This window comes from Mycobacterium sp. E3198, from assembly GCF_001667015.1.
Lineage (GTDB): Bacteria > Actinomycetota > Actinomycetes > Mycobacteriales > Mycobacteriaceae > Mycobacterium.
In genome coordinates, this window is the sequence record NZ_LZIS01000059.1 from 93,903 (window position 1) to 116,191 (window position 22,289).

Genomic DNA, 22,289 nt, shown 5'->3' on the forward strand with positions numbered 1-22,289 from the left:
CCGCGGCGGAATCTGACGAGCGGGACAACGCAATACCGTCGTTTCGCGATGCGAAGGGGTTGTCATGGACGCCCAAGAGTCGAAAAACCTGCGCGCCACAAAGGGATTGGTGTGGTCATCATGACCGCGGCGGTGACCCCACGCGGTATCGTGCCGAGACGATTTCGTTGGTGGTCCGCCTCCGCATGCGCCATCTTGATCGGCGTGGGCGCCTACCTCTTCGCCGCGTATTGGAGCAAGGCCGACGCGGAATACCTGTTTACGGTGGTCTTCAGCAAGAATCCAGAGTTCCTCTTGAAGGGCATACCTCCCTTCGTGGCGCAGGCGCTGAGCGACGCCCTGCACTTCGACCACTGGGTGATCCCCGGTTATTGCCTGGCGCTCATCACCTGTGCGGCGGTCTTCAGGTTTCTGGCGTTCTCCGAATCGGGCAAGAAGCTGAGCTGTTACATCCTTGCTGCGGCGGGAGTCGCCACGGCCGCACACATACTCGAGGACGCGTTGATTTACTGCGTGCTGAACCGCACGCCGGGCGGGTTACTCAGCCGAGTGCCCAACGCATTCTGGATTTATGCGCCCGCCGCTGTGGCAACCGTAAAATGGTGCGCGCTCATCGTCGCCGTGACGGCGATACCGGCAGCTGTTTTCTCGGTGATCCGGGTGGCCCTGTCGCACTTGTGCCTGCGCAGGTACCGCCGACGACACGGCGGCCGGAACTGGTGGGACGACGCGTTGCCGGCGCCGGCGCTCGAGCCGACGGAGGGTGACGTCGAGGCGGCCTGGCGCCGGGCTTATTACATCCCCGACGGCGAACCCGAGGGCGGCAAACACCGTGACGGCTCCTCGCCGACCCCAACGGCGCTGTGCCTGTCCGGCGGCGGAATCCGCTCTGCCTGTGTGGCAATGGGTGCGATGCAGCAGCTCGCCGGCCAGCGGGGCGCCGTCACGGACGCATGGCCGGCGGCGCCGGCGCTTGACGATTTCGACTATGTGATCTCGGTGTCCGGGGGCGGGTTCAGCGCCGGGGCGCGGGTGCTCGGCGTTCAACGTGAGCCAGCCCGCGACGGCCGAGGCGGTGGCGCGATTGCGCGGCTGTCTGAGCGCTTCAGCCCGGGCTCAGTCGAATTCGACTCGTTGCGCCGCCGGTGCGACTACCTCGCCGATTCGCCGCTCGCGTTATTGCGGGCGCTCGCCGAGGTTTTCAAGAATCTGGTGGCATCACTGCTGATCGTGGCGTCGTCGGCCGTCATTCTGGGCTGGCTGCTGGGCATATTCGTCAACTATTTTCCGTTCAAGGCCGTGGTCCCCTATAGGGAAGGGGCATCGCCGCTCAACCCTGGTGCGCACCCGCGAGTGGATATCGAAGCGCTTCATGCCCGGCCGGTGGCCGCGTTTGCGGCGATCGCGATTCCCGTTGCCGCAGTGGTTTTCTGCGTCATTGGAGGTCTGATCTGCGAGTGGGCCTCCACGTCGCGGCGGAGCACCGCGTGGCAAGACAGGTTCGGCTGGTTGGGTCGCAGGGCCGCGTTGCTGGCTTTGCTGGTGTTCGGTCTCAGCGTCGCCGGGCCCGCGCTGATGTGGCTGTGTTTGCAGCGACCGGACAAGGGGCCCATCGGCGCGGTTGGCGGTATCGCGGCGGTGGTCGGCCTGCAGTACTCGACGACACTTCTGTCGATGACGTCGAAGAAGGACAGCCCGGTAAATCCCTCGCGGTGGCTGAAATTCGTTCCGTCGGGAGTCGTGCGCATTGCCTTGGTCGTCTTGACGCTGGGCGTGCTGCTGATCGCGTGGCTGCTACTGCTCGGCATCGTCGCCGGCCACGTCTTCAACATGGAGATCAATGAGGCGATCCTCAATCCGGGCCGCAGCCGCCAGCCCTTGACGTCGGACATTCAGTGGCTGTACCTGGGTGGGATCGCGCTGCTTGCGCTGCTGCTCAGTAGCTTCGACGTGACCTCGCTGAGCCTGCACCCTTTCTATCGGCAACGATTGGCGCACGCGTTCGCCGTCCGCCGCCTCGGCGGGAAGGCCGTGGAGTACGAGCCCAGCGAGTCGACGTGGCTTGACCAGTACGGCAAGGCGCAGACGGGTGGTCCGAAGTTCGTGTTTGCCGCGGCCGCCGCCGTCTCTGACGGTGACATTCGGCCGGCACCCGGCCTCAATGCCGTGTCCTTCGTCATGACCGCCGATTATGTTGGGGGACCGTGCCTTGGCTGGCTCAAGACCGCGGAACTTCGCCAAGCGTCACCCCCGCGCATTCAACGCGACCTCACCGTAGAAGCGGCGATCGCGGTGAGCGGAGCGGCGTTCGCCTCGGCAATGGGAAGGGAAAGCCGGGGGATTCAGTCGCTGCTGGCGCTGTCCGGTGCGCGGCTGGGAACCTGGCTTCCCAACCCGCTTTTCGTGAGGAACGCCCAACACAAGGCCGCCGATCCTTCGTTTCCCAAGGCGCTGCCCTCGGTGCGGGGAGCCGGGTACTTTTACCGAGAGCTGTTGGGGATCAACAAGTTCGATGCGCGACTCGTTCAGGTCACCGACGGCGGTCACTACGAGAATCTCGGCCTCGTCGAGGCCCTGCGTCGGCGGTGTCGACTGATCTACTGCATCGACAGCAGCGGCGACTGCCCTCCGTTGCTGTCCGGTCTGTCCGAAGCGATCAGGCTCGCCGAATTCGAACTCGGCGTCGAGATCATCATGGAGAACGGCGGACCGTTCGGTGTGGAAAACCTCGCCCCGGGATCCGGCGACCACTTCGGCGACAACAACGCGTTTTGCAGCCTGAACGACCGCATCACCAAATGCGCTGTGGCAAGGGGAAGAATCACCTATCCCGAAGCGGCCGGGATCGAGACGGAGGAAGCCAGAACCGGATGGCTGATCATCGCCAAAGCCGTGCTGTGGCAGGAGCTGCCCGATTGGGTGTTGACGTACGCCGCGGAGCACGGCGGCGCCGAGTTCCCCCACGACAACACATCCGACCAATGGTTTTCCGAGGGGCAGTTCGCTGCCTACACGGAGGTTGGCCGCAGCATCGCGGTGAGTGCGATGAAGGTCCCCGGCGACGGCAGCTTCCCCGCGACCCAACCCCCGGTGCAGGTGGTGGACGACGCCGTGGCCGCAGAGTCGCCCCGACCGGCGGCATGACTACACGAAGGAGCAATTCAATGACTACCCGCCCGACGACACGTCATCGCGGTCACGCAGGTGCCCGTCCGATCGCACGTGCCACTCTATTTGGCGCGGCACTTGCGCTTGCAGCCAGTCCGTTCGTAGCGCCGGCCACCGCGCGCGCCGACTTCAACCAGCAGTTCTACCAGTTCTGCATCACGAACCTGGGTCAGGGCAACGACTACTGCTGCGCGCACTCGGGGGGCGCTGTCAAGGGCGGTGGGTGCCTGGATCCGGCGAGCGGGAACATCACTTCGCCGGCGGCCGTGGTGAGGCAGGGCTGATCCCTCGAAGGTGAAGGGCGCGTGTTCCGGGAACGGGCTAAAATCCAGGACGCAATGCCGGTAGCCGAAGGGGGGCCATCGTGACCGATGGGTTCAAGGCCGATCCCGTCGCGTTGCACGTCGGCAGCAACGACATGTTCAACGCGATCGGCCAGGCCGCCGTGGAATTCCTCAGCCACGAGGAGGGGATTGCCGGGGCCGCGCCGGGCTGGGTCGGATCGTCACAACTGGCGTTGGCCGAGCTGGCGGCGCGGTGGGAGATCCGCCACGACCAGCACCAGCTTCGGGTGGACGGGCTGGGGTCGCACGTCGCCGAGGCGATGTTCAGCTATGCCACCAACGAGGACGACTCGGCGCGAGCGTTCAGGTCGTTGCGGGACTAGGGGTGGCGCGTGGGGCCGTTGACCCCGAATGACGTCAAGCGGTGGGATCTCGGCGCGATACAGCAGGTGTTCGAGACGGCCAACGGGCGTGCCAGCACTTTGCAGCGGTTGGGGGACAACCTGCAGCAGGTTCACAACGTGCTCGGCGGTTGGGACGGGGAAGCCGGTGACGCGTTTCGCGCCGACTTGGGCAAGGCGCGCCGCGACATCGAGGCGGACGGTCAGGAGTCCAGGCAGGTCGCCGCGGCGGTGTCACGCGCCGAGGCGGACGTGCGCGCGTGCAAGAACGAGCTGGCCGACATCGAGCGGGCCGCCGATGCCAAGGGCTGGAAGATCACGTCCGACTGGCGAATAGATGTGGGGGACACCTGGGTTGGGCGCGACACGTTGGAGTTCGCCGCGCAGCAGCAGGTGTTGCAGGACCGGCTGATCCTGTTGAAGGCGCACGCCGAGGCCGCCGACCACGAGCTGGCCGCCGCCATCCGCGCCGCGGTAAGCGAGGTCCCCTTGGACGCCGGGCGTCCGCCGGCCGGCGGCCCGCCGCCGCAGCAAGCCCGGCCCAAGCCGCCCGGAGTACGCCACCCGCGATCACTGGAGGACATGCTGTTGCCCGACGGCCCCGCGGACCCGGCGGCCGATAATGGGCCGCCGTCGGACGCGCCCGCTCCAGCGGCGGGCACTACGGGCAAACCGCCGTCGCTGCAGGACATGTTGCTGCCCAGCGACAAGCAGCCGGGGACCGGCCAGGGCGACCAGCCGCAGCCGGGCAGCCTGCCGGACCTTCTGAGCCGGCTTCATCAACCCGTGGTTCCCGGCCCGCCGCCGCGGCTCAAACCCGCTGACATCGAGAGTTTCAAGGCGATGGCCCGCCCATCCATGATCCGCGACGGCGTGCTCCCGGAGCAGGTCGAGGCGCGCCTGAACGACATCGTGGGACGCACCCAGCAGTGGATCGACAACGGGATGCCGAATTACGTTCCGCCCGAGCCCAAGCCGGTACCACCCCCGGGATTCGGCGAAGGGTTCGCCGACCGCTGGTTCGCCACCGAGCAGGGCATCCACAACCTCCTCGGGGTCGGAGGCCCCGGCGCGCCGGGTGTGCTCGAGTCGTGGCAGCAGATGCTCAAGGGCACCGTCGAGACGGCTGTAAACCCGGTCGGCACGGCGTTCGGCGAGGTCAAGAACGCGCTTGATTCACCGAGCCCGGCCTATTACTTGGGAGGCAAAGCCTCCGACGGCGCCTACGCCCTGCCCGGATTGCTCTTCGGTGGCGAAGGGGCCGGCATAGGCCGACTGGCCGACATCGATGCCGCCGCCGCAGTCGATTACGGCCCAACGCATTTGCCGCATGTGCCGGTCGGGTTGGATCACCCCGGCGTCTATCAACCGTTTGCAGACCAGGCGGGGCAGGATCTCTATTACGCGTTCGCGCACGGAGAACCCACCGCGGGGCTCAGCCAGCAGCTCGCTGACATGTCGACGCACTACGTTGGCGAGAACCCGGACCGAGTCGTCCTCGGTGCATGGGACGGCCAGGACGGTGGATACATCGGGGACGCCAGAGCTCACGGCGGGATCTACTACGACACAGGAGGAGACGCTTGGCAGGCCCTCACCCATGGTTTAAGCGCCACGGATCAGACGGCTCTTGGATGGCAAGCCAATGAGCATTTTCTTCGAAGCCAAATGGAGCACGGCGTGCCCCGCATTGACTATGTGTTGGGCGATTACTCCTCCATCGAAGAAGTCCTCTTGAAACGTCAAGGCTCGTTTTCCGCGAAGGAGATTGAATTTCTCACGGAAAATGCGGCAAAATATGGGTACCACCGCGTTGGCGCTTCATGGGTGAAGGATTGATCGTGGAAGACGACTTTGCGCAGGGGGTTCAACAAATTGTGGGACCCCTCCTGTCCGGCATGGGCTTCACCCTCGATGCCATTGACAATGATGTCGACGAAGGAGGGCCTAGAGGTTCGGTTGTGTTCTACAGATCGCCAGATAGCAAGATACAAATCTACCGGTCGTCCCGAGAAGGCGAGATCAACGCGATGATCGGTCCATTAGATGCGCCGAATGAGCACGGATTATACGATCGATCGAAGAAGTGGCACTACTTCAATGATTTCGCCGATGAAGCCAAGCTTCCGCTTGAAGAACTAGTGCGGAAGCTTCGGGACGAGCGCGATAACTTTGAAACCACTACTAAGTGGCTCGAATGGATCAAGAGAGAACGCATAGCGCGGTACTTCGAATCGGCGCATGCAGCGATAATAGCAGGACGCTGAGGTCGCAGAAATGATGTCGGACTTTTCCGCAGAAGTTCAAGCGACCGTCGGGCCCCTGCTGGCGGAGCTCGGTTTCGCTTTGGATGAGGTTGACGACAGTCCTGATCAGGGCGGCATCGAACGACATATCACCTATTACCGGTCAAACGACTGCAAGATGCAAATCTACGAATCATCCCGGGCGGGGGAGGTGAATTGTATGATTGCTACGCTTGACGCGCCAAATGAGTTTGGTTTGACAAGCAAGCAATGGCATTACATTAGCAAGTTCTCAAGACGATCGGATATTCCATCTGACGAACGCCTGCGACTTGCAATAGCTGGAGCAAAGTCTTACGCCAATCCGCTGGAAGGGGTGCGCGATCGCATTGCTAAGCACTATGAGGCGGCGCACGCTGGCATCCTCGCCGCCAGGCAATAAATCCGGTGCCGATATGCGGGAGAAAAAGGCTTTTCGAAGAAAAAGTAAGCAACGTGACATCGACTGGACTTGGGCGGCGACGACACAGAAATTCCTCGCCGCAGTCCGTTCAATTGTTGAGCCGCTACTGATCCAGCTGGGATTCCAACTAGATGAGTTCGGCGATGCGGTCTATTATGATCGGAAGGCCTACGTCGTCTTCTTCCGTTCGATGGATTGCAAGATCCAGGTCTACAACGCGCCACGCGAGGGTTCGATCAATTGCATGATCGCCCCGCTGGATGCCGCGAATGTGTTTGGTCTATACGATCGTTCCGGCAAGTGGCAGTACCTTCCGATGTTCGCCATTCGCCAAGGCGTTCCTCCCGAAGATACAAGGGACGCTGGTTCGCCAAAGTTTCCGACGACTGCTCAGTCGCTTGAATCGGTGCGCCGTCGGATCGAGAAATTTTTTCCAATCGCGCACGACGGCATACTCGAGGCGACGAATGATGAGGTCGACCTGAATGAAGCGGTCGTTTTGTACCTGAGCCGGTACCCCGCAAGCAATCGTGCTGAGTTCGACTCGCGCTTTGGACCAGCGGCGGCGGCCGTGATGGAGTGGGTACGGTCGGTCCTCAACGAAGCAATGAGGGTAGAGCCCGATTGGGATCGCATGACCCTCAATGACGCGGGAGAGTATGTCGAAGCGGTGATGCGCGAACGGCATCCCAGCCTCACGCCGCAGGCCCTCGAAGCAATCGGCAACTACTACACTTTTCAGACGCGTTAAGTTGATGCGAGAGCTAGGCAACAGCGAGACAAGGGCATCTTTGACGAATACGGACGATTTCTTGCACGGTAGATCTGCCGAACTACAAGCCGAGCTCGATCGGTTGTCGCAAAAGCTCGGAGTTCGTTCCATTCCTGTCGGATTCCGAACGAAAGATGACCTCAATATTTACATCGCCGACGACGGCTCGTATCACTTCACGTTCTACGAGCGAGGAAAGGTGGGTTTCGATCGGGTAGGCAGTCTCGATGACGTTCTCTACTGGTATTGCCAAGGTCTGGTTACCAGTCGAGCGGCCAAACGGGTGGGAGACCGAGCGGAACGCTTTAAATACGAGTACCAGGTGCTAAGGCAGTTGAATGCTAACTGGGCTAAGAGAAACGTCCGCGAGCTCGCCGCTCTTTTCCGTAATCGACAACCCGAGGATATTTCCCTACTTCCCGATATCGGGGAAGCCCTATGACGCCAGCTCTCGCGTCCAGGCACATCGGTAGCTCCAGGATGCGTGAGGTCGGATAACAGCCGATGAGCTTCAGCGACGTGGAACGCTACATGGGTTCAACCTTGGCGGCCCTCGGGTTTCAGCTTGATCAGGTCGACGCGAGCGTCGGGTATGGGGAGCGTCCGGCATGGGCAGTCTTCTACCGCGGACCTGACTGCAAGCTTCAGATGTGCTGGTCTGCTCGAGAGGGCGGAGTCGACTTCATGCTCGCCCCGCTAGATGCCCCGAACGAGTACGGCCTCATGAACAGCTCGAAGAAGTGGCGCTTCATGCTGGCCCTCAGCGATGCGACCGATGACTTGGGCACACCGCCCTTGGCGGCCGGCACCGACGAAGTATGGGCGTGGCGCAAAGCACTGTTCGGCATACATTTTGAAGCTGCCCGCAATGCCCTGCTGAGGGATGCTGAATAGTCTCTCGTTGTCCCCGACGACGTAAACGTCGCGATCCATGGCCGCTCGATCGGCCTCGACGACGACGGTCTCGACCGAGCCGCCGACTGCTGTCCGCTTATACCGCTCCGCCAGATTGCCCCGAGGTCCTGCAGCGTGGTGGCGGCATTCCGGCCGTCAGCTGCCGGTGAACATCGGAGGTCGGCGCTCGGCGGCTGCCGCCACACCTTCGCGAAAGTCGGAGGTCGTCTGTAGTCGGGTTTGTTCTTCGAGTTCGCGTGCGGTGGCCGCGGCGACAGCCTCCGCGAGGCCGGTGCGCATGGTGGCACGGATGCTCGTCAGCGCCAACGGAGCCGAGGCCGCGATGCGTTCGGCGAAGCGAATCGCGGCCGGGCGCACGTCACCATCGGCGGCCAATTCATCGACCAACCCTGCCGCGCAGGCGGTTTCACCGCCGAAACGCTCACCGGTGAGCGTCCACTCGAGTGCCCGTTGCTGACCGACGACACGTGGCAACGTGGCGGTGATGCCGAAGCCGGGATGAAACCCGAGGCGACTGAAGTTGGCCGCAAATCTCGAGGACGGCGCGGCCACTCGGAAGTCTGCGCTCAGGGCAAGCCCGAGTCCGCCGCCGATCGCGGCGCCGTGCACCGCGGCAACGACGGGCTTGCTGGTGCGGAACAACCGGATGGCCTGAGCGTAAAGCTCGTCGGGTGAAACGCGATCGTCGGCGGGCCGGGAAAAGTCGGCACCGGCGCAGAAGTGCTTTCCCTCCGCGCACAACACAACGGTCCGGCAATCGACGTCGCCGTCCAGTCGCTCGTAGGCGTCGGCGATGCCCTTGATCAACGCGGTGTCAAAGTAGTTGTTCGGCGGCCGATGAATCTCCACGACGGCCACGTGGCCGGTGAACTCGATCGTGACATCTGGGGCGGTCATAGCTGTTCCAGTAGTTCGCGCACGGCGGCGTTGAACGCATGCGGCTGGTCCATATTCGCCGCATGCCCCGCGTCGTCGATGACGACCTTGCGCGAGTTGGGAATGTGGCGGTGCATGTAGTCGGCCCCGGCCAGAAAGTCGGTGTCGTTGGCGCCGACGATGACCAACGTGGGCACCGTGATGCCGTCGAGCGAGGTGATCACGCGAGCGTCCTTCTGAGCCATGACACCGCGCGCAGCGCGAGGCAGCCCCTCGGGATGCTCGTGCACCGCCTGCGCGACTTCCGCGGAGAAGTCGGTCGCCGCTTCGCCCCGCTCCAGTTGCCGGGCGCGTCGTTCCACCCACGCGTTCCACTTGCCGCGGGCTTCGTCGTTGCGATAACCCGGCCCCGTATCGACGAGGACCAACGCCGCCACCCGCTGCGGATGAGCGAGATGGAAGGCCAGAGATAGATAGCCGCCCAACGACATCCCGCCGAGCACGGCGCGATCGGCACCCGCCGCGTCGAGAATCGCCGCCATGTCGGCGACGCTGATCTGCTCGCTGTAGCGGTCCAAGCCCTCGGGTGCGTCGCTGCCGCCGTGGCCGCGCTGGTCCCAGACTATCACGGGCCGATCGGCGCTCAAGGCATCGATATTGCGATCCCACATCCCCGAGGTCGCGCCGAAACCGTGCGTGAGCAAAAGCGGCACACCCGGCGCCTGGGGGTTGTGCACATGGAAAGCCAGCGTGACGCCGTCTGGGCGCTTCAATCGGTCCACGCCACCACCTCCGATCCGCACTGGATGGCCGGATACAGAGCGTCGGGACCGCAGGCTACCAAGGCCGTGCCGAGCCGGTCCGCCCAGCGGTGATGCCCCCCGCCTTCGTCGCGCCAGGCCCACAGTCGACGGGTCAGATAATGCAACGGGTACTCCTTCGTCATGCCGATGGCGCCGTGTGTCTGGTGGGCGGCCGCCGTCGCCAGCTGCGCGGCCCGGTCGGCAAGCATTTTGGCGCAGGCGATTTCGAAGCCACCCCGCCCGAACTCGACCGCTTCGACCGCGCCGTCGATCGCCGATGACACCACGGCGTCCTGCTGGTGGATGGTGACCAAATGGGCTTGCACGGCCTGGAAACGCCCGATAGGGCGGCCGAATTGCTCGCGTTGGTTGCTGTAGCGCGACGTCATGGCCGCGACGGCACTTATCGCGCCGGCCATCAGCGCCGCGCGCCCCAGCGCGGTGCGCTCGCAGAGCCTCTGTTCGGTGAGCCCGTCCGGTGCGTCGGCGTGCGCGATCACCGGCACACCATCGAAAACCACTGTGTCCCGGGGTTCATCGGCGAGATTGACCGCGCGGCTGACGGCCGGACCGCCCGAGGGCGCGGCCGGGCCGGGCGCGAGCACCACGACGCCGTCGATCAGGCCGACGACGTGTTCGGCGCGGTGACCCCACGCGACATCGGGCACCGTACCGAACAGCCGGTCGCCGTCGAGACGGAGCGCCGCGAAGGGGGGCAGTATGGTACGAACACCATCCGGCAGGGCGAGACCCGCGGATGCGAGGAGCCAACCGCCGACGAACCCGGCCTCGGCCAGCGGCACCGGAGCCGCGTGTGCTCCCGCGGCACGCAACAGCTGGACGGCATCCGCAACACCGCCCCCGGCTCCGCCCAGCTCCTCTGGGACGGGGACATCACTGAACCCGCTCTGCTGCAACGCTTTCCAGAGTCTCGGGGCCCAGCCGGTGGCTTCGGCTTCGCTGACATCCTCCCAGCGGCTGTGTGCGGCGAACAGCTCGACAGCAGCGCCATAGAGTTCGTTGTCGCTCATGACAACCCCTTGACGGCGACCGAGCGCAACACTTCATTGGTACCGCCGCGAATAGTGAACGACGGCGATTCCAGCACGGCGCGGCGCAGCAACCGCTCGAACAGCGACGGCTCCGGGCCGCGTATGAGCTCACGGTCCAACAGCTCCCGCAGCGCGGTCACCACGTCTTGTTCGAACCGGGTGCCCATCTCCTTGATGAGCGCCGCCTCGGCCGCGGGGGTGCCGCCCGCGTCGATCGCCCTGGCCACGGCCAGCGAAAGCCGGTGCAGCACCCAGTACTGGGCCGCCAGCTCGCCGATCAGCCGACTCCCGGCGGGACTGGCGGCCAGGTCCGGCCATTCGCGAATGAACTCCTGAACCAGCAGAAACGTCGAGATCCACCGATCCGGGCCGCTGCGCTCGAAGGCCAGCTCGCTGGCGTTCTGCGCCCAGCCCTGCCCGATCTCGCCGATGACCATCTCGTCCGACACCGCCACGCCGTCGAGGACCACTTCGGCGAAGTGGTCGGTGCTGCCGTCCAGGAAGGGGATTGGCTTGACCGTCACGCCGGGGCTGCGCATATCGATCAGGAATCGGCTCAGTCCGGCATGGCGTTCGCCCTCGCCCGTTCGGCACAGCGCGATCATGAAGTCGGCGCGCATGGCGTTGCTCGTCCATACCTTGACGCCCGACACTCGCCAGCCGTCCGTGTCGCGCACACCGCGCGTCCGCACCGACGCGAGGTCGCTTCCGGCATCCGGCTCGCTCATGCCGATGCAGAAGCACAATTCACCACGGCAGATCCGCGGCAACAGCCACCGCTTCTGTTCCTCGGTGCCATAACGCAGCAGCACTTGGGCGATCTGCCGGTCGGCCACCCAGTGATGCCCCACCGGCGCGCCCCAGCGCAGCAGCTCCTCGACGACGACGAAGCGGTCGACGGCGGTGGCGCCGCTGCCGCCATAGCGTGCTGGGACCGCCATGCCGACCCATCCACGCTCGGCCAGCGCGGCGGAGAAGGTTGGATTGACCTCGGCGCCCATCCCGAGGCCGGGCTCGAACGTCCCCCAGGGCAGTGCCTCGGCCAGGAAGGTGCGCACCCGCTCCCGCAGATCCCGCTCTGCGGCCGTGAGCGCGGCAGGCGACGTGATCATACTTGGCAGGCTAACCACTCGCGTCGACGCAACGAAAGTGGCCACCGCCCAGTCCTTGCAGGACAAGGACTTTCGCCGTCGCGATCGCGGGCGAGACGCGAGGCGGCTACGAAGCGTCCCGCAGTCGGGTCTCCACGTCCTTGATCCCCTGGCGCAGGTGCTCGGCCAGGTACCATTCCTCGCCGCTATGAGCGGAGCGTAAGGCCTCGTTGACTGCCAACTTCGCGTCGGAGAGGTGTCCCCGGCGTTCCTCCCCGCCGGTGGTGATGGCGTGTAGGACCGCCCGCACGGCCTCCTGACAAGCGGTCCCGAAACCGCTGAGATGTGTGACCGACACGCTGGCCCCTTCGTAGTGGATGCAGTCAACCGTTCAGAGCCATGCCCGCTTTAGATGACTGCAAACATTTCGTTCGCCGCCTCCCGGCTCGTTGGTCAGCTGCCCGCCTCGATGGCCGCGACCCGTGCCGCAGCGTCGGGTCCGCAGAAGCGCTGAAGATCCACGGGACCGGCGGACACCAGCTCGTTGACGCGGCGTTTCAGGTCACCCGAGGTGAGATGGGCGTACAGGTTCGCGCCGGGGCAAGACGTCTGGGCCAGGTCGCGATGGCCGGCCAGCGTGTCGGTCGCGATGCGGAAGTTCTGCACGGCCCACGCGAACGCGAGAGCCGCTCCATTGAGCTGGGCCTCCGACACCGCCTCTTGATCGAAGTCGCCTTCGCAGAGCACCAGGAAATGGCCCGTCGTGTTGTAGTCCGTCGCGGTGTCGCCGGCGATTTCGGTGCTCCGCAGTTCGTAGATGTTGCCGTTGCGGTCGACGCCGACGTGGTACGCGATGTCGATCCAGCCCTTCTGGTCTTGGTGGTACCGCTGGTCCGCTCGGAGGCGTTCGGGGGCGTTGCGGTTGTCGCCGAGGACGACGGCCTCGTGGTGCAGCGTCATGCGGGTGATGGTGTGCGGCTTGCCACCGGGGCGGGCGGCCCGCGCGCCCCAGGCGTCTCGGCACAGCAGCTGAGCCGAGGTCGCGGCGGTCAGCCGGACACCGGTCGTCGACGTCGAGCATGCGCCGAGCACCGACGCCACGCCGAGACCACCGGCCAGCGTGAGGAGCTGACGGCGGTCGAGCAGGCCGGGGAGTTCGCCGGGCGGGTCGGGTGCGGGCATACCCGTTGAACCTCCCCTCCGCGCTCGATGCGGTCAAGGCCTCAGACCGCACGCATCCAACAAGGATGTGACGTACGTCACACTCACTGGCTTCCGCCACCGGACCCCCGCTGCCGCTGGTAGAACGCACCTACCGCTGATAAACACACGTCAAACACGCGTAATCTTTGCTGGGGGCGAAGTCCTGACAGCGATCAGGAAGGAATTTGCCGTTGACCGCAGGTGTCCACGACGCGACAGCGGCCGAACCAGCCACTGAGACAGAAGACCAGGAAGTCTCTGTCGACGTCGATGCGAGCACCACCACCAACGGCGAATACCTCTCGGACCTGCTGACGGCCGCCGAGCCGGAAGATCGATGCGCTGCCGCAGAGCCAGCGGGCGGCCGCCGCTTTGCCACGGTGCTGGGCAAGCCGCTGCGGTACGGCGTCAACCAGCTCGACTCCTCGTTGCAGACGCTGGGCCGCTTCTTCGACCTGGCCGCTCAGTCCTTCGCGTATCTGCTGAGGGACTTGATGAGGTTGCGGCACCCCTGGCGCGACACGCTCAACCAGGCCTGGTTCATCATCAGCGTCACGGCGATACCCGCGTTGTTGGTGTCCATCCCGTTCGGGGTCATCGTGGCGGTGCAGGTGGGCAACTTCATCCAGCAGGTCGGCGCCTCGTCGGTCTCCGGTGCCGCCGGCGGCCTCGGGGTCATCCGGCAGGGCGCCCCGGTCGTCGCCGCGCTGTTACTGGGCGGTGCGGCCGGGTCCGCGGTCGCCACCGACCTCGGCGCCCGCACCATTCGCGAAGAGGTCGACGCGCTGCGCGTGATGGGCATCGACCCGGTGCAGCGGCTGGTCACCCCGCGGCTGGCGGCGATCGTGATCGTGGCGCCGGTGCTGTGCTCCTTCATCATCTTTATGGGGCTGGCGGCGGGCTACGCCATCAACGTCGGCTTCCAGTCCGGCACCCCGGGTAGCTATATCGCGTCGTTCGCGTCCTTCGCCAGCGTCAACGACGTCATCGTCGCCGTCCTCAAGACGTGGCTGTTCGGCGTGGTGGTGATCCTGGTGGCCTGCCAGCGTGGTCTCGAGGCCAAGGGCGGTGCGCGCGGCGTGGCCGACGCCGTCAACGCCTCCGTGGTCATCGGCATCGTGGCGGTGTTCGTCCTCAACCTGCTGATCACCCAGGGGCTGTCGATGTCCATGCCGCTAAGAGTGGGCTGATGGCTTCGCCGGCACGGTACCTGCCTATGCCCCTGCGGGCCTCGTCCTGGGTCGCCGGCCGGGGTGACTCGGTGATTCAGCGCCTCGGTTACCAGGTGACCTTCCTGTTCCAGGTGCTCGGCGCGATTCCCCACACGCTGAAGCGTTACCGGCACCAGACCGGCGTGCTGTTGGTCGACATGATCTGGGGGAACGGGTCGCTCATCGTCGGTGGCGGCACCATCGGCGTACTAATCTTCATGGGCGCGGCGGTCGGCGGTTCGGTGGGGATCGAAGGATACGGGGCCCTCGACATGGTCGGGATGGGCCCGCTGACCGGGTTCGTGTCCGCGTATGCGAACACCCGGGAGATGGCGCCGATGATTGCCGGAATCGGCTTCGCGGCGCAGGCGGGGTGCCGCATGACCGCCGAGATCGGCGCCATGCGAATCTCGGAGGAGATCGACGCGTTGGAAGCCCTTGGCATCCAGTCGATCCCGTTCGTGGTCACTACCCGGGTCATCGCGGGGATGATCACCATCGTCCCGCTGTACGTGGTGACGCTGGCGTTGAGCTATGTGTCGTGCGCGTTGGTGGTCAACGTGCTGCACGGGCAGTCCTCGGGCACCTACTACCACTACTTCGACTCGTTCATCCACCCGTCCGACGTGGTGTTCTCGGTGCTCAAGGCCGTCATCTTCGTGACGCTGATCATCGCCATCCACTGCTACCAGGGCTACTTCGCCAGCGGCGGCCCCGAGGGCGTCGGGCGGGCCTCGGGGCGGGCCATCCGCGCCAGCATCGTCACCGTGGTCGCCGCCGACATGGTCCTGACGCTGTTGTTCTGGGGCAACAACCCCGGCATCCGGATATCGGGGTAAGCGTGCCGATGTTTCCCGACCAAGGAGCGCGGGCGCCCACTTCGCGCTCGTTGCGGATCCGCGGACTGATCGCCGTGCTGGCGCTGAGCATCGCGGGCGTAGCGCTGTATCAGCTGGGCAACGGCGGCTACGACGACACGTTCAAGCTGACGGTGGTGGCCGATTCGATCGGTGAGGGTCTGACGCCGGGCGCGGAGGTGAAGTTCCGCGGGCTGACGATCGGATCGGTGAAAACGGTGCAATCGGCCGGATACAACCGTCAGAAGATCACGGTGGAACTCGAGCCGCGCCAGGCGAGGGCCCTGGCCGCCGACACGACGGCCAACTTCATGTCGTCCAACACTTTCGGTCTCGCCGCGGTCGAACTGGTCAGCAGCGGCGCCGGCGCCCGGCTGAGGGCGAATCAGACGCTGCTGATCGGCGCCAACGTCCGGTCGACTTCCATCACGGGGCTGCTGCGTCAGGGGCAGAAAATCGGCAAGATGGTGGACTCGCCCGACGTCGACCACATCATCGAGATAGTGCGCCGGCACGCGGACCTGACCGAGCCCGTGACCCGGTCGTACTTCGACCTGATCAAGATGCTCGTCGACGCCCAGAAGGTGCCGTTCTCGCGGTCGCTGTCGGTGTTCGCCTCGGTGGTCAACGGCGCCAGCGACGCCATCCCGCTCATCGGATTGGCGTATGACCTCCTCAATGGGATGGAGTTTCTGGCCCATCCCGACGGGGTCGAGCGCATGAATGTGATCCTGGACCAGACCGCGAAGCTCCTCTTCAATACCGACCAGATCTTCGCGAAGAACATCGCGTGGCTCGCGCCGTTCATGAAATCGATGATGGACGTCTTGCTGCCACTGTCATACCTGCAGGGCAGCCAGGCGCCGGTCTATGACCGGCTCTCGGGTCTGCTGGACCGCACCAGTGCCGCGTTTCCGATCATCGACGGCAAGGTCCGCATGAAGATCGAGGTCACCCTGGACGCTATGCCGGGACTGGCTGCGGCACTACCGCCCCCGCCGCCCGCGCCCCAGGGGGGCGGCCGATGAGAAGCGTTACCAAATCGGTGATTTGGCTGACCATCTTCACCGCGGTATCGGTGGTCTGCACGCTCATCGTGCTGACCGCCCTGCGTAGTCCCGTCACCGGGGCGGTTTCGCGCTACACCGCGGCGTTCTCCGATGTGTCGGGTCTCTACGCCGGTGACGACGTGCGCATTTCCGGCGTGCAGGTCGGCAAGGTGCAAACCATCCGCCTCGACGGCCGGATCGCCAAGGTGGATTTCACCGCGCAAGACGATCACCCGGTGTTCGCCAACACCGTTGCCGCGGTGCGCTATCAGACGCTGGTCGGTCAGCGCTACGTGGAACTCATCCAGCCGGCCAAACCGGATCATCGGCTGCCGGCCGGGGGCACCCTCGGCCTCGGACAGACGATTCCCTCCTTCGATGTGGCCAAGCTGTTCAACGGCTTTCGGCCGATATTTCAAACCCTCGACCCGGCCCAGTTCAACCTGCTGGGCGAGAACCTGCTGCGGTTGATCCAGGGCGATGAGAACGGCATCGGCCCGTTCCTGCACGACCTCGACGTCATTTCCAAGCTGGCGGTGAACCGCCAGGCCGTCATCACCGCGGTGCTCCGCAACCTCAGCGCGATCTCGGCGGACCTGGGCGGCAAATCGCAGCAACTGTTTCACCTCATCGCCACGCTCAACGACGTGGTGACGAAGTTCGGTTCCAAGGCCGAGGAGTTCCGCGCGGCGATGGACATCGGGCTGCCCGTGCTGCGAAATACCACCCACATCCTGCAATACACCGAGCACACTTTCGACGGGACGACGGTTCCGCTCTACGACCTGACCAGCCGGATGTGGCCGCAGACCGCGACGATCATCGCGGGCCTGTCCCTCGCGCCGTCGCTGATCCAGGGAATGCGGGACTGGCTGGCCGACGACCAGCCCGCCAGGCCGGCGTTTTCCTGCTCGCACGGGGAAGTCACCCTGCCGGGTATCGGGCAGGTATCGTTCGCGCAGCAGAACTTGGTGGTATGCCGGTAATGCTGTTCGGGGACAAGAGCGTACGACGGCGGCGCCCGGTGCTCGACGAGCGCGCCGCCGCGGTCCGCAGTCGCCGGCACGGCATCGTCGGCGTCGTCGTCATCGTCGCGGCGTTGGCCGCCACCGCGATGGCCTACCTGAATCCGACTGGCCAGACCGGTTACGTCGCGCGTTTGTCGAACTCCGGCGGTGTGCGTGCCGGCGACCAGGTTCGTATCGCCGGCATCCCGGTCGGGAAGGTCACCGGCGTCCGGCTCGACGGCGCCGTCGTCGAGATGAAGTTCGACGTCGAGCGTTCGGTGATGGTCGGGTCGGAATCCACGCTGGACGTCAAGCTGCTGACCCCGCTGGGCGGCCACTACGTGGCGCTCGACCCGAAGGGCGCTCTGCCGCTGGGTCACAACGTGATTCCGCCGCAACGGGTCACGCTGCCGTTCGAGGTCAACGACATCATTCAGGCGGCAACCCCGAAGATCAAGGAAGTCAACGGCGACGTCATCCACGACACGTTCACCGAGGTCGCCAACGCAGCCAACAAGTTTCCGGACGCGGTGCGCGACCTGCTCCGGTCGGCCAATGCGTTGACGACGTCGATGAGCAAGTCCACCGCCGACTTCCACCGCAGCCTGGACTTCACGAACAACGGCCTGCGGGCCACGGTCGCCGCACGTAAGCAGCTCATCACGCTGTTCGAGCAGCTGGACATCATCGGCCAGTCCTACACCTCGAAGGCGGTCGACATCGTCGAGTTCTTCGGCCTGTTCAGCGAATTGGCCCGCATCATGGATCGCATCGTGGTGTTTTACGGCCGGGAGGTCGGGCCCGTTGTCAACGGGCTCGAAGACATCACCGACACGCTGAACGCCCATCCCGAGCGGTGGGGCGAGGCGCTCGAGGGCCTGGGGCAGAGCTTGAACATCGTGTTGCCGATGCTCAGCGGCAACGGGGTCGTCTTCGACAAACACAGCCGGCTGGTCCCCGGACAGGACCTGTGCCTGCCCAACATCATGAGGAACTGTTGAGATGAGCAGGGTGTCGGCGGTCGGCTCGCGGCTGCGTTCCCCGTGGGGTATCGCCGCGGCGGTGGCCGTCGTCGCGGCGATCGCGGCGGCGGTGGTCTTCGGCGCCAAGATGGTGATGCCCGAACGCACCCGCGCGATGTGCGCGGAATTCACCGACGCGGTGGGGCTTTATCCGGGCAACAAGGTGGCACTGCTGGGTATCGAGGTCGGCACGACGACCGCGATCGTCAACAAGGCCGATCACGTCGAGGTCGACTTCACCGTGCCCACCGACCTTGACCTACCGGCCGACGTCGGCGCGGTCACCTACTCGCAATCGATTGTCACCGACCGCCACATCGAACTGACCAAGCCCTACACCTCGGGCCCGAAATTCACCGGGCCGGGGTGCATCGGGCTGAAGTCCACCAAGACCCCGATCAGTATCAGCGAAACATTCACTGCCATAGGCAAGCTCGCCGACGCCATCATGGAACCTCAACGCGGCCAGGACCCGTCCCGGGCGCCGGGCGTGCAAGCGATCAATGACAGCCTGCGCGCGGCCAGCCGCTCGCTGGACGGGACCGGGGCGGGGCTCAACCAGACGCTGCGCAACCTGGTCACCATGCTCGCCGACCCCTACAAGGCCGACGCCGACTACCGGCAGCTGTTCGAAAACAGCGAGATCCTCACCTCGGACTTCCTCAAGAACTGGGACAGCTTCGCGGGCTTTGTCCAAACGCTTCCGGCCACGACCCAATTGGTCGAAGGCCTGTCGGACAACTTCGGAGCGGCCATGAGCCGTTTGTCCCACCTGCTGCCCATCCTGGTAGAGGCGATCAACCGGTGGGGGCCGCGGGTCTATCAAAGGCTCGACCACTGGATCGGCTGGCTGAGCGACATGCTGACCAGGCACACCCCGGCCATCATGGCCATGATCAAGTCGTGGCCGCAGTTCAGTCACTGGCTGAGCGACATCTACGAACCGGCGTGGGGAACCCACAACGTCACCTATATTCCGCCGCAGGTGGCGATTTCGCCGTCGCAGGCCGGCGCCATCTGCGAGGAGCTGCGGCAGCGCAACGTCCCCGGCGCCGCGTCGGCGTGCGCGTCGGGCGCCGCGTCGGATCCGGTCACCCTCGGGCTGACCGACCTCATCCTGGGGGCCGCGCTGTCATGACCCGACGACCGATGCGCGTGCTGCTGGCTACACTGGCGATCTGCCTGACGGCGGCGTGCTCACTGGATCCGACCCGGCTGCCGGTTCCGGGAGCGTACAGCCCGCAGCACGCCTACCGAATCAAGATCCAGTTCTCCAGCGTGCTCAACCTGCCCGCCCGGGCCAAGGTGGACTCCGGCGGAGTGCAGGTCGGCGTGCTCGACCACGTCCAGCTCGACGGCACCACGGCGGTTGCCTATGTCGATATCGCCGGCGACACAAAGCTTCCCGGCAACACTCGCGCCGAACTGCGCCAGGCCACCCCCCTCGGCGACATCTACATCGCGCTCGTGCCGCCGGAGGATCGGGCCGGGGGCGTGCCGGTGCTGCGCGACGGCGGCACCATCGGTTTGCGCAACACCGCCCCGGCCGACAACGTCGAAGACCTCTTGCGGTCGGTGTCGAACCTGGTGGCCGGCGGCGCGATCGGCACGCTGCAAAGCACCGTCGTCAACGTCAACAAGGCGTTCCCGAGAAACCCCGCCGAGCTGACCCGGATGCAGCAGACCCTCGCCGGTGTCCTCAATGACCTTGCGGCCAACCAGGACACCATCGACGGCATCCTGTCCAGCATGGACAACATCACCACCAACATGGCGGCCAACACCGGCGTGTTCAACCGGCTGGTGACCGAGGGCCCGCCGAAGCTCCAGGGGCTGTCGGCGATCACCATGGCGATCCTCAACGTCGTCGGGGACTCTCGGGACGTCAGCATGCTCGGCGGCGAACTCACCAACCCGATCACCGGCGACATCATGCAAATGCTGTCCTACCTCACGCCGATGGTCGGAACGGTGGCAACCCTCGACACCACCATTCCGGTGCTCGCCGACAAGCTGATCGCATTCCTGCACTACAAGCTGCTCGGCTTCTTCCGCAACGGCGGCCCGAAATACATTGTCTCCGAACTGCATCCACCGACCGGGCACGAGGGCGTCGATCCGGCCGACAAGGCCGATGCGGCAGTCAAGGCGATGCAAAGCATGGGAATGCTGCCATGAAATTCGGTGCCCGCGCCACGCTGGCCATCCTGGCGGTGATGACACTGGCCGGCGCGGCCTACATGTCGATCGGCGTGCTCGACATCAGCCCCACCAAGCAAGTCACCCGGCTCACGTTGATGCTCAACACCTCCGGCGGCCTGATGCCCACCTCCGAGGTGACGATGCGCGGCATCAGGGTCGGCCGGGTGACGGGCATCGAGACCACGACGAGTGGGCTGGCGGTCTCGATCGACCTCGACCGCGCGCACCCGGTGCCCGCCGACAGCGCGATCAGCGTCGAAAACCTCTCCGCGGCCGGCGAGCAATACATCGACTTCAAACCGAAACTGATTGCGCCGCCGTACTTCAGCGACGGGACGGTGATTCCCGCGGACCGGGTCGCGCCGATGGTAACCGGCGCCGACCTGCTCACCAAGGCCAATGCCCTGATGTCGGCGCTGAACCTCGACCAGGTGCACACCATCATCGACAACGTCTCGGCGGCGTTGGGCGGCAACGACGACACCGTCGATTCCCTTGCCACAACCGCCGGGTTGACCGCCAAGGTGATCCACGACGACAAGCAACTGCTGGCCACGCTGTTCAGCAACGTCGCCACGATGACCACCAACTTGGGCGACATCGACGCGGGCGAAGTGATCAGCGAGACGGGCAAGCTGCTTCCCCGCTCGGTGCCGGCGTTCTTGCGGATGATCCACGAAATCGAAACCCTTTCGCACACCGGCGTGGGGGTGGTCGGCCCCGACGATCCGGCCGGGGTGCTGGTGGCCAAGCTCAGCCGGTGGCTCGACATGCTGGCCGGCCCGCTGAGCACCTTCACCACCGTCCTGGAACCCGCGGTCGCACCCCTACACGACATCAAGGTCGACGCCGGGCACTGGCTCGACTTCTGGGAATCGACGTTCAACGACACCGGCGGCATGCGGGTCCAACTCAACGTGCCCGAATGGCACCGGTGATCGGCGAACGAAGTTACGGCAAAGAAAGAACGGGCATGACAAACTCAGCTATCAGCGAAGACGAAAAGACGGACGACAGCGAGCGCGAGGCGGCCGGCGACGACGTGGCGGCCCCCGACGACGACGCGCGCCCCGACCGGTCGCCGAAGTTCAGGCTGCGGCCGAACAGCCCGAAGCGATGGGGCGCGGCCGTACTCGTGGCGGCGGCGCTCGCCGGCGGCGTGGTCGGGTTCGTCAAGTATCGCCAGGTGACCGGCCAGCTCGCGGAGCTCCGTCGACAGCAGGCCGATCGCGACACCGTGTCGCAGCTGGCCAAGGACTACGCGCTGAAGTCGCTGACCTATACCTTCGAAGACCCCGATGCCTTCTTCCGCTCCGTCGAAGACGGTGTGTCGCAGCAGCTCAAAGACAAATACGTCAACGCCAGCGATCTGCTCAAAAGCGTGATGCTGCAGGCCCAGGTCACCTCCACCGGTGAGGTGCTGGCCGTCGACCCGGTCGCGCAGCCCGGCGGGGTCTACCAGGTGGTGGTGTCGGCCCACCAAACCACCCGCAATCTGCAGAACCCGACGCCCAAGGTCTCGATCATCCTGTTGCAGGTCACCGTCAACAAGGTGGGCAATGGCTGGCAGGTTTCCGACATCGGCCCCAAGACCGGGTCCCACCCGCCGATCGAGCAGCAGATCCCGCCGGCCGAGCATGCTGACGTCCCGAGAGTCCCCGGCGTAA

Annotated in this window: 23 protein-coding genes; 17 read left to right on the top strand and 6 right to left on the bottom strand. The window is 65.2% G+C overall.

From position 1 onward, the window contains the following. Positions 1 to 111: 111 nt before the first annotated feature. The 8 genes from A5673_RS07325 (at position 112) to A5673_RS07350 (ending at position 8,228) form a co-directional block, all read left to right on the top strand. Positions 112 to 3,144 carry a patatin-like phospholipase family protein gene (locus A5673_RS07325; protein WP_156747981.1) on the top strand — a complete coding sequence of 1,011 codons (3,033 nt, stop codon included), beginning with the start codon at positions 112 to 114 and terminating at the stop codon, positions 3,142 to 3,144. Positions 3,145 to 3,532: 388 nt separating this feature from the next. Further along, positions 3,533 to 3,835 (top strand): RNA 2'-phosphotransferase, encoded by a 303-nt coding sequence (locus A5673_RS07330; RefSeq protein ID WP_231970919.1) that lies wholly within the window; start codon positions 3,533 to 3,535, stop codon positions 3,833 to 3,835. A 9-nt stretch (positions 3,836 to 3,844) separates the two neighbouring features. After that, complete coding sequence (locus tag A5673_RS07335; RefSeq protein ID WP_068229199.1) at positions 3,845 to 5,692, top strand: WXG100 family type VII secretion target; 1,848 nt, start codon at positions 3,845 to 3,847, stop codon at positions 5,690 to 5,692. A 2-nt stretch (positions 5,693 to 5,694) separates the two neighbouring features. Continuing rightward, on the top strand, positions 5,695 to 6,120 hold the full coding sequence (locus tag A5673_RS28975) for a hypothetical protein (protein ID WP_156747983.1): 426 nt from the start codon (positions 5,695 to 5,697) through the stop codon (positions 6,118 to 6,120). Between the two features lie 10 nt (positions 6,121 to 6,130). Then, positions 6,131 to 6,541 (top strand): hypothetical protein, encoded by a 411-nt coding sequence (locus tag A5673_RS28980; RefSeq protein WP_156747985.1) that lies wholly within the window; start codon positions 6,131 to 6,133, stop codon positions 6,539 to 6,541. Further along, positions 6,501 to 7,313, top strand: coding sequence for a hypothetical protein (locus tag A5673_RS29895; protein WP_231970920.1), 813 nt, complete (start codon positions 6,501 to 6,503; stop codon positions 7,311 to 7,313). Before A5673_RS28980 ends, A5673_RS29895 begins: the two co-directional genes overlap by 41 nt. Before the next feature lie 130 nt (positions 7,314 to 7,443). Continuing rightward, complete coding sequence (locus A5673_RS28220) at positions 7,444 to 7,776, top strand: Imm63 family immunity protein (protein WP_082958599.1); 333 nt, start codon at positions 7,444 to 7,446, stop codon at positions 7,774 to 7,776. Positions 7,777 to 7,838: 62 nt separating this feature from the next. Further along, positions 7,839 to 8,228: a hypothetical protein gene (locus A5673_RS07350; protein WP_068229205.1), complete on the top strand. Its 390-nt coding sequence runs from the start codon at positions 7,839 to 7,841 to the stop codon at positions 8,226 to 8,228. Between the two features lie 156 nt (positions 8,229 to 8,384). Here the strand turns inward: A5673_RS07350 and A5673_RS07355 are convergent, their stop codons facing one another. From A5673_RS07355 to A5673_RS07380, 6 genes are all read right to left on the bottom strand, one after another. Next, positions 8,385 to 9,146 carry an enoyl-CoA hydratase/isomerase family protein gene (locus A5673_RS07355; RefSeq protein WP_068229209.1) on the bottom strand — a complete coding sequence of 254 codons (762 nt, stop codon included), beginning with the start codon at positions 9,144 to 9,146 and terminating at the stop codon, positions 8,385 to 8,387. Continuing rightward, on the bottom strand, positions 9,143 to 9,907 hold the full coding sequence (locus A5673_RS07360) for an alpha/beta fold hydrolase (protein WP_068229212.1): 765 nt from the start codon (positions 9,905 to 9,907) through the stop codon (positions 9,143 to 9,145). Before A5673_RS07360 ends, A5673_RS07355 begins: the two co-directional genes overlap by 4 nt. Further along, positions 9,895 to 10,959 carry an acyl-CoA dehydrogenase family protein gene (locus A5673_RS07365; RefSeq protein ID WP_068229215.1) on the bottom strand — a complete coding sequence of 355 codons (1,065 nt, stop codon included), beginning with the start codon at positions 10,957 to 10,959 and terminating at the stop codon, positions 9,895 to 9,897. The genes A5673_RS07360 and A5673_RS07365 overlap by 13 nt, the downstream gene beginning before the upstream one ends. Further along, entirely contained in the window at positions 10,956 to 12,092 is a 1,137-nt protein-coding gene (locus A5673_RS07370) for an acyl-CoA dehydrogenase family protein (protein WP_068229218.1), read from the bottom strand. Before A5673_RS07370 ends, A5673_RS07365 begins: the two co-directional genes overlap by 4 nt. Positions 12,093 to 12,198: 106 nt before the next feature. Next, entirely contained in the window at positions 12,199 to 12,429 is a 231-nt protein-coding gene (locus A5673_RS07375) for a hypothetical protein (RefSeq protein ID WP_068229221.1), read from the bottom strand. Positions 12,430 to 12,524: 95 nt separating this feature from the next. Then, positions 12,525 to 13,253 carry an N-acetylmuramoyl-L-alanine amidase gene (locus A5673_RS07380; RefSeq protein ID WP_197518318.1) on the bottom strand — a complete coding sequence of 243 codons (729 nt, stop codon included), beginning with the start codon at positions 13,251 to 13,253 and terminating at the stop codon, positions 12,525 to 12,527. Between the two features lie 212 nt (positions 13,254 to 13,465). On the opposite strand from A5673_RS07380, the gene A5673_RS07385 reads away from it, so the two are divergent. The 9 genes from A5673_RS07385 to A5673_RS07425 all read left to right on the top strand — a co-directional run. Beyond that, positions 13,466 to 14,464, top strand: a complete 999-nt coding sequence (locus tag A5673_RS07385) for an ABC transporter permease (protein ID WP_082958595.1) — start codon at positions 13,466 to 13,468, stop codon at positions 14,462 to 14,464. Further along, on the top strand, positions 14,464 to 15,324 hold the full coding sequence (locus A5673_RS07390) for an ABC transporter permease (protein WP_068229224.1): 861 nt from the start codon (positions 14,464 to 14,466) through the stop codon (positions 15,322 to 15,324). The genes A5673_RS07385 and A5673_RS07390 overlap by 1 nt, the downstream gene beginning before the upstream one ends. 8 nt (positions 15,325 to 15,332) lie before the next feature. Next, complete coding sequence (locus tag A5673_RS07395) at positions 15,333 to 16,370, top strand: MlaD family protein (protein ID WP_068229264.1); 1,038 nt, start codon at positions 15,333 to 15,335, stop codon at positions 16,368 to 16,370. Continuing rightward, complete coding sequence (locus tag A5673_RS07400; RefSeq protein ID WP_068229227.1) at positions 16,367 to 17,377, top strand: MlaD family protein; 1,011 nt, start codon at positions 16,367 to 16,369, stop codon at positions 17,375 to 17,377. Before A5673_RS07395 ends, A5673_RS07400 begins: the two co-directional genes overlap by 4 nt. Continuing rightward, positions 17,368 to 18,399 carry an MlaD family protein gene (locus A5673_RS07405; RefSeq protein WP_231970922.1) on the top strand — a complete coding sequence of 344 codons (1,032 nt, stop codon included), beginning with the start codon at positions 17,368 to 17,370 and terminating at the stop codon, positions 18,397 to 18,399. Before A5673_RS07400 ends, A5673_RS07405 begins: the two co-directional genes overlap by 10 nt. Before the next feature lies 1 nt (position 18,400). Continuing rightward, the gene (locus A5673_RS07410) at positions 18,401 to 19,558 is read left to right on the top strand and encodes an MlaD family protein (protein ID WP_068229233.1); all 1,158 of its coding nucleotides are present in this window, start codon (positions 18,401 to 18,403) and stop codon (positions 19,556 to 19,558) included. Further along, on the top strand, positions 19,555 to 20,598 hold the full coding sequence (locus A5673_RS07415) for an MlaD family protein (RefSeq protein WP_068229236.1): 1,044 nt from the start codon (positions 19,555 to 19,557) through the stop codon (positions 20,596 to 20,598). The genes A5673_RS07410 and A5673_RS07415 overlap by 4 nt, the downstream gene beginning before the upstream one ends. Continuing rightward, positions 20,595 to 21,560 (top strand): MlaD family protein, encoded by a 966-nt coding sequence (locus A5673_RS07420; protein ID WP_068229239.1) that lies wholly within the window; start codon positions 20,595 to 20,597, stop codon positions 21,558 to 21,560. The genes A5673_RS07415 and A5673_RS07420 overlap by 4 nt, the downstream gene beginning before the upstream one ends. A 35-nt stretch (positions 21,561 to 21,595) precedes the next feature. Beyond that, positions 21,596 to 22,289 (top strand): hypothetical protein (locus A5673_RS07425; protein ID WP_068229242.1); only part of this gene is annotated, 694 nt, incomplete at its 3' end.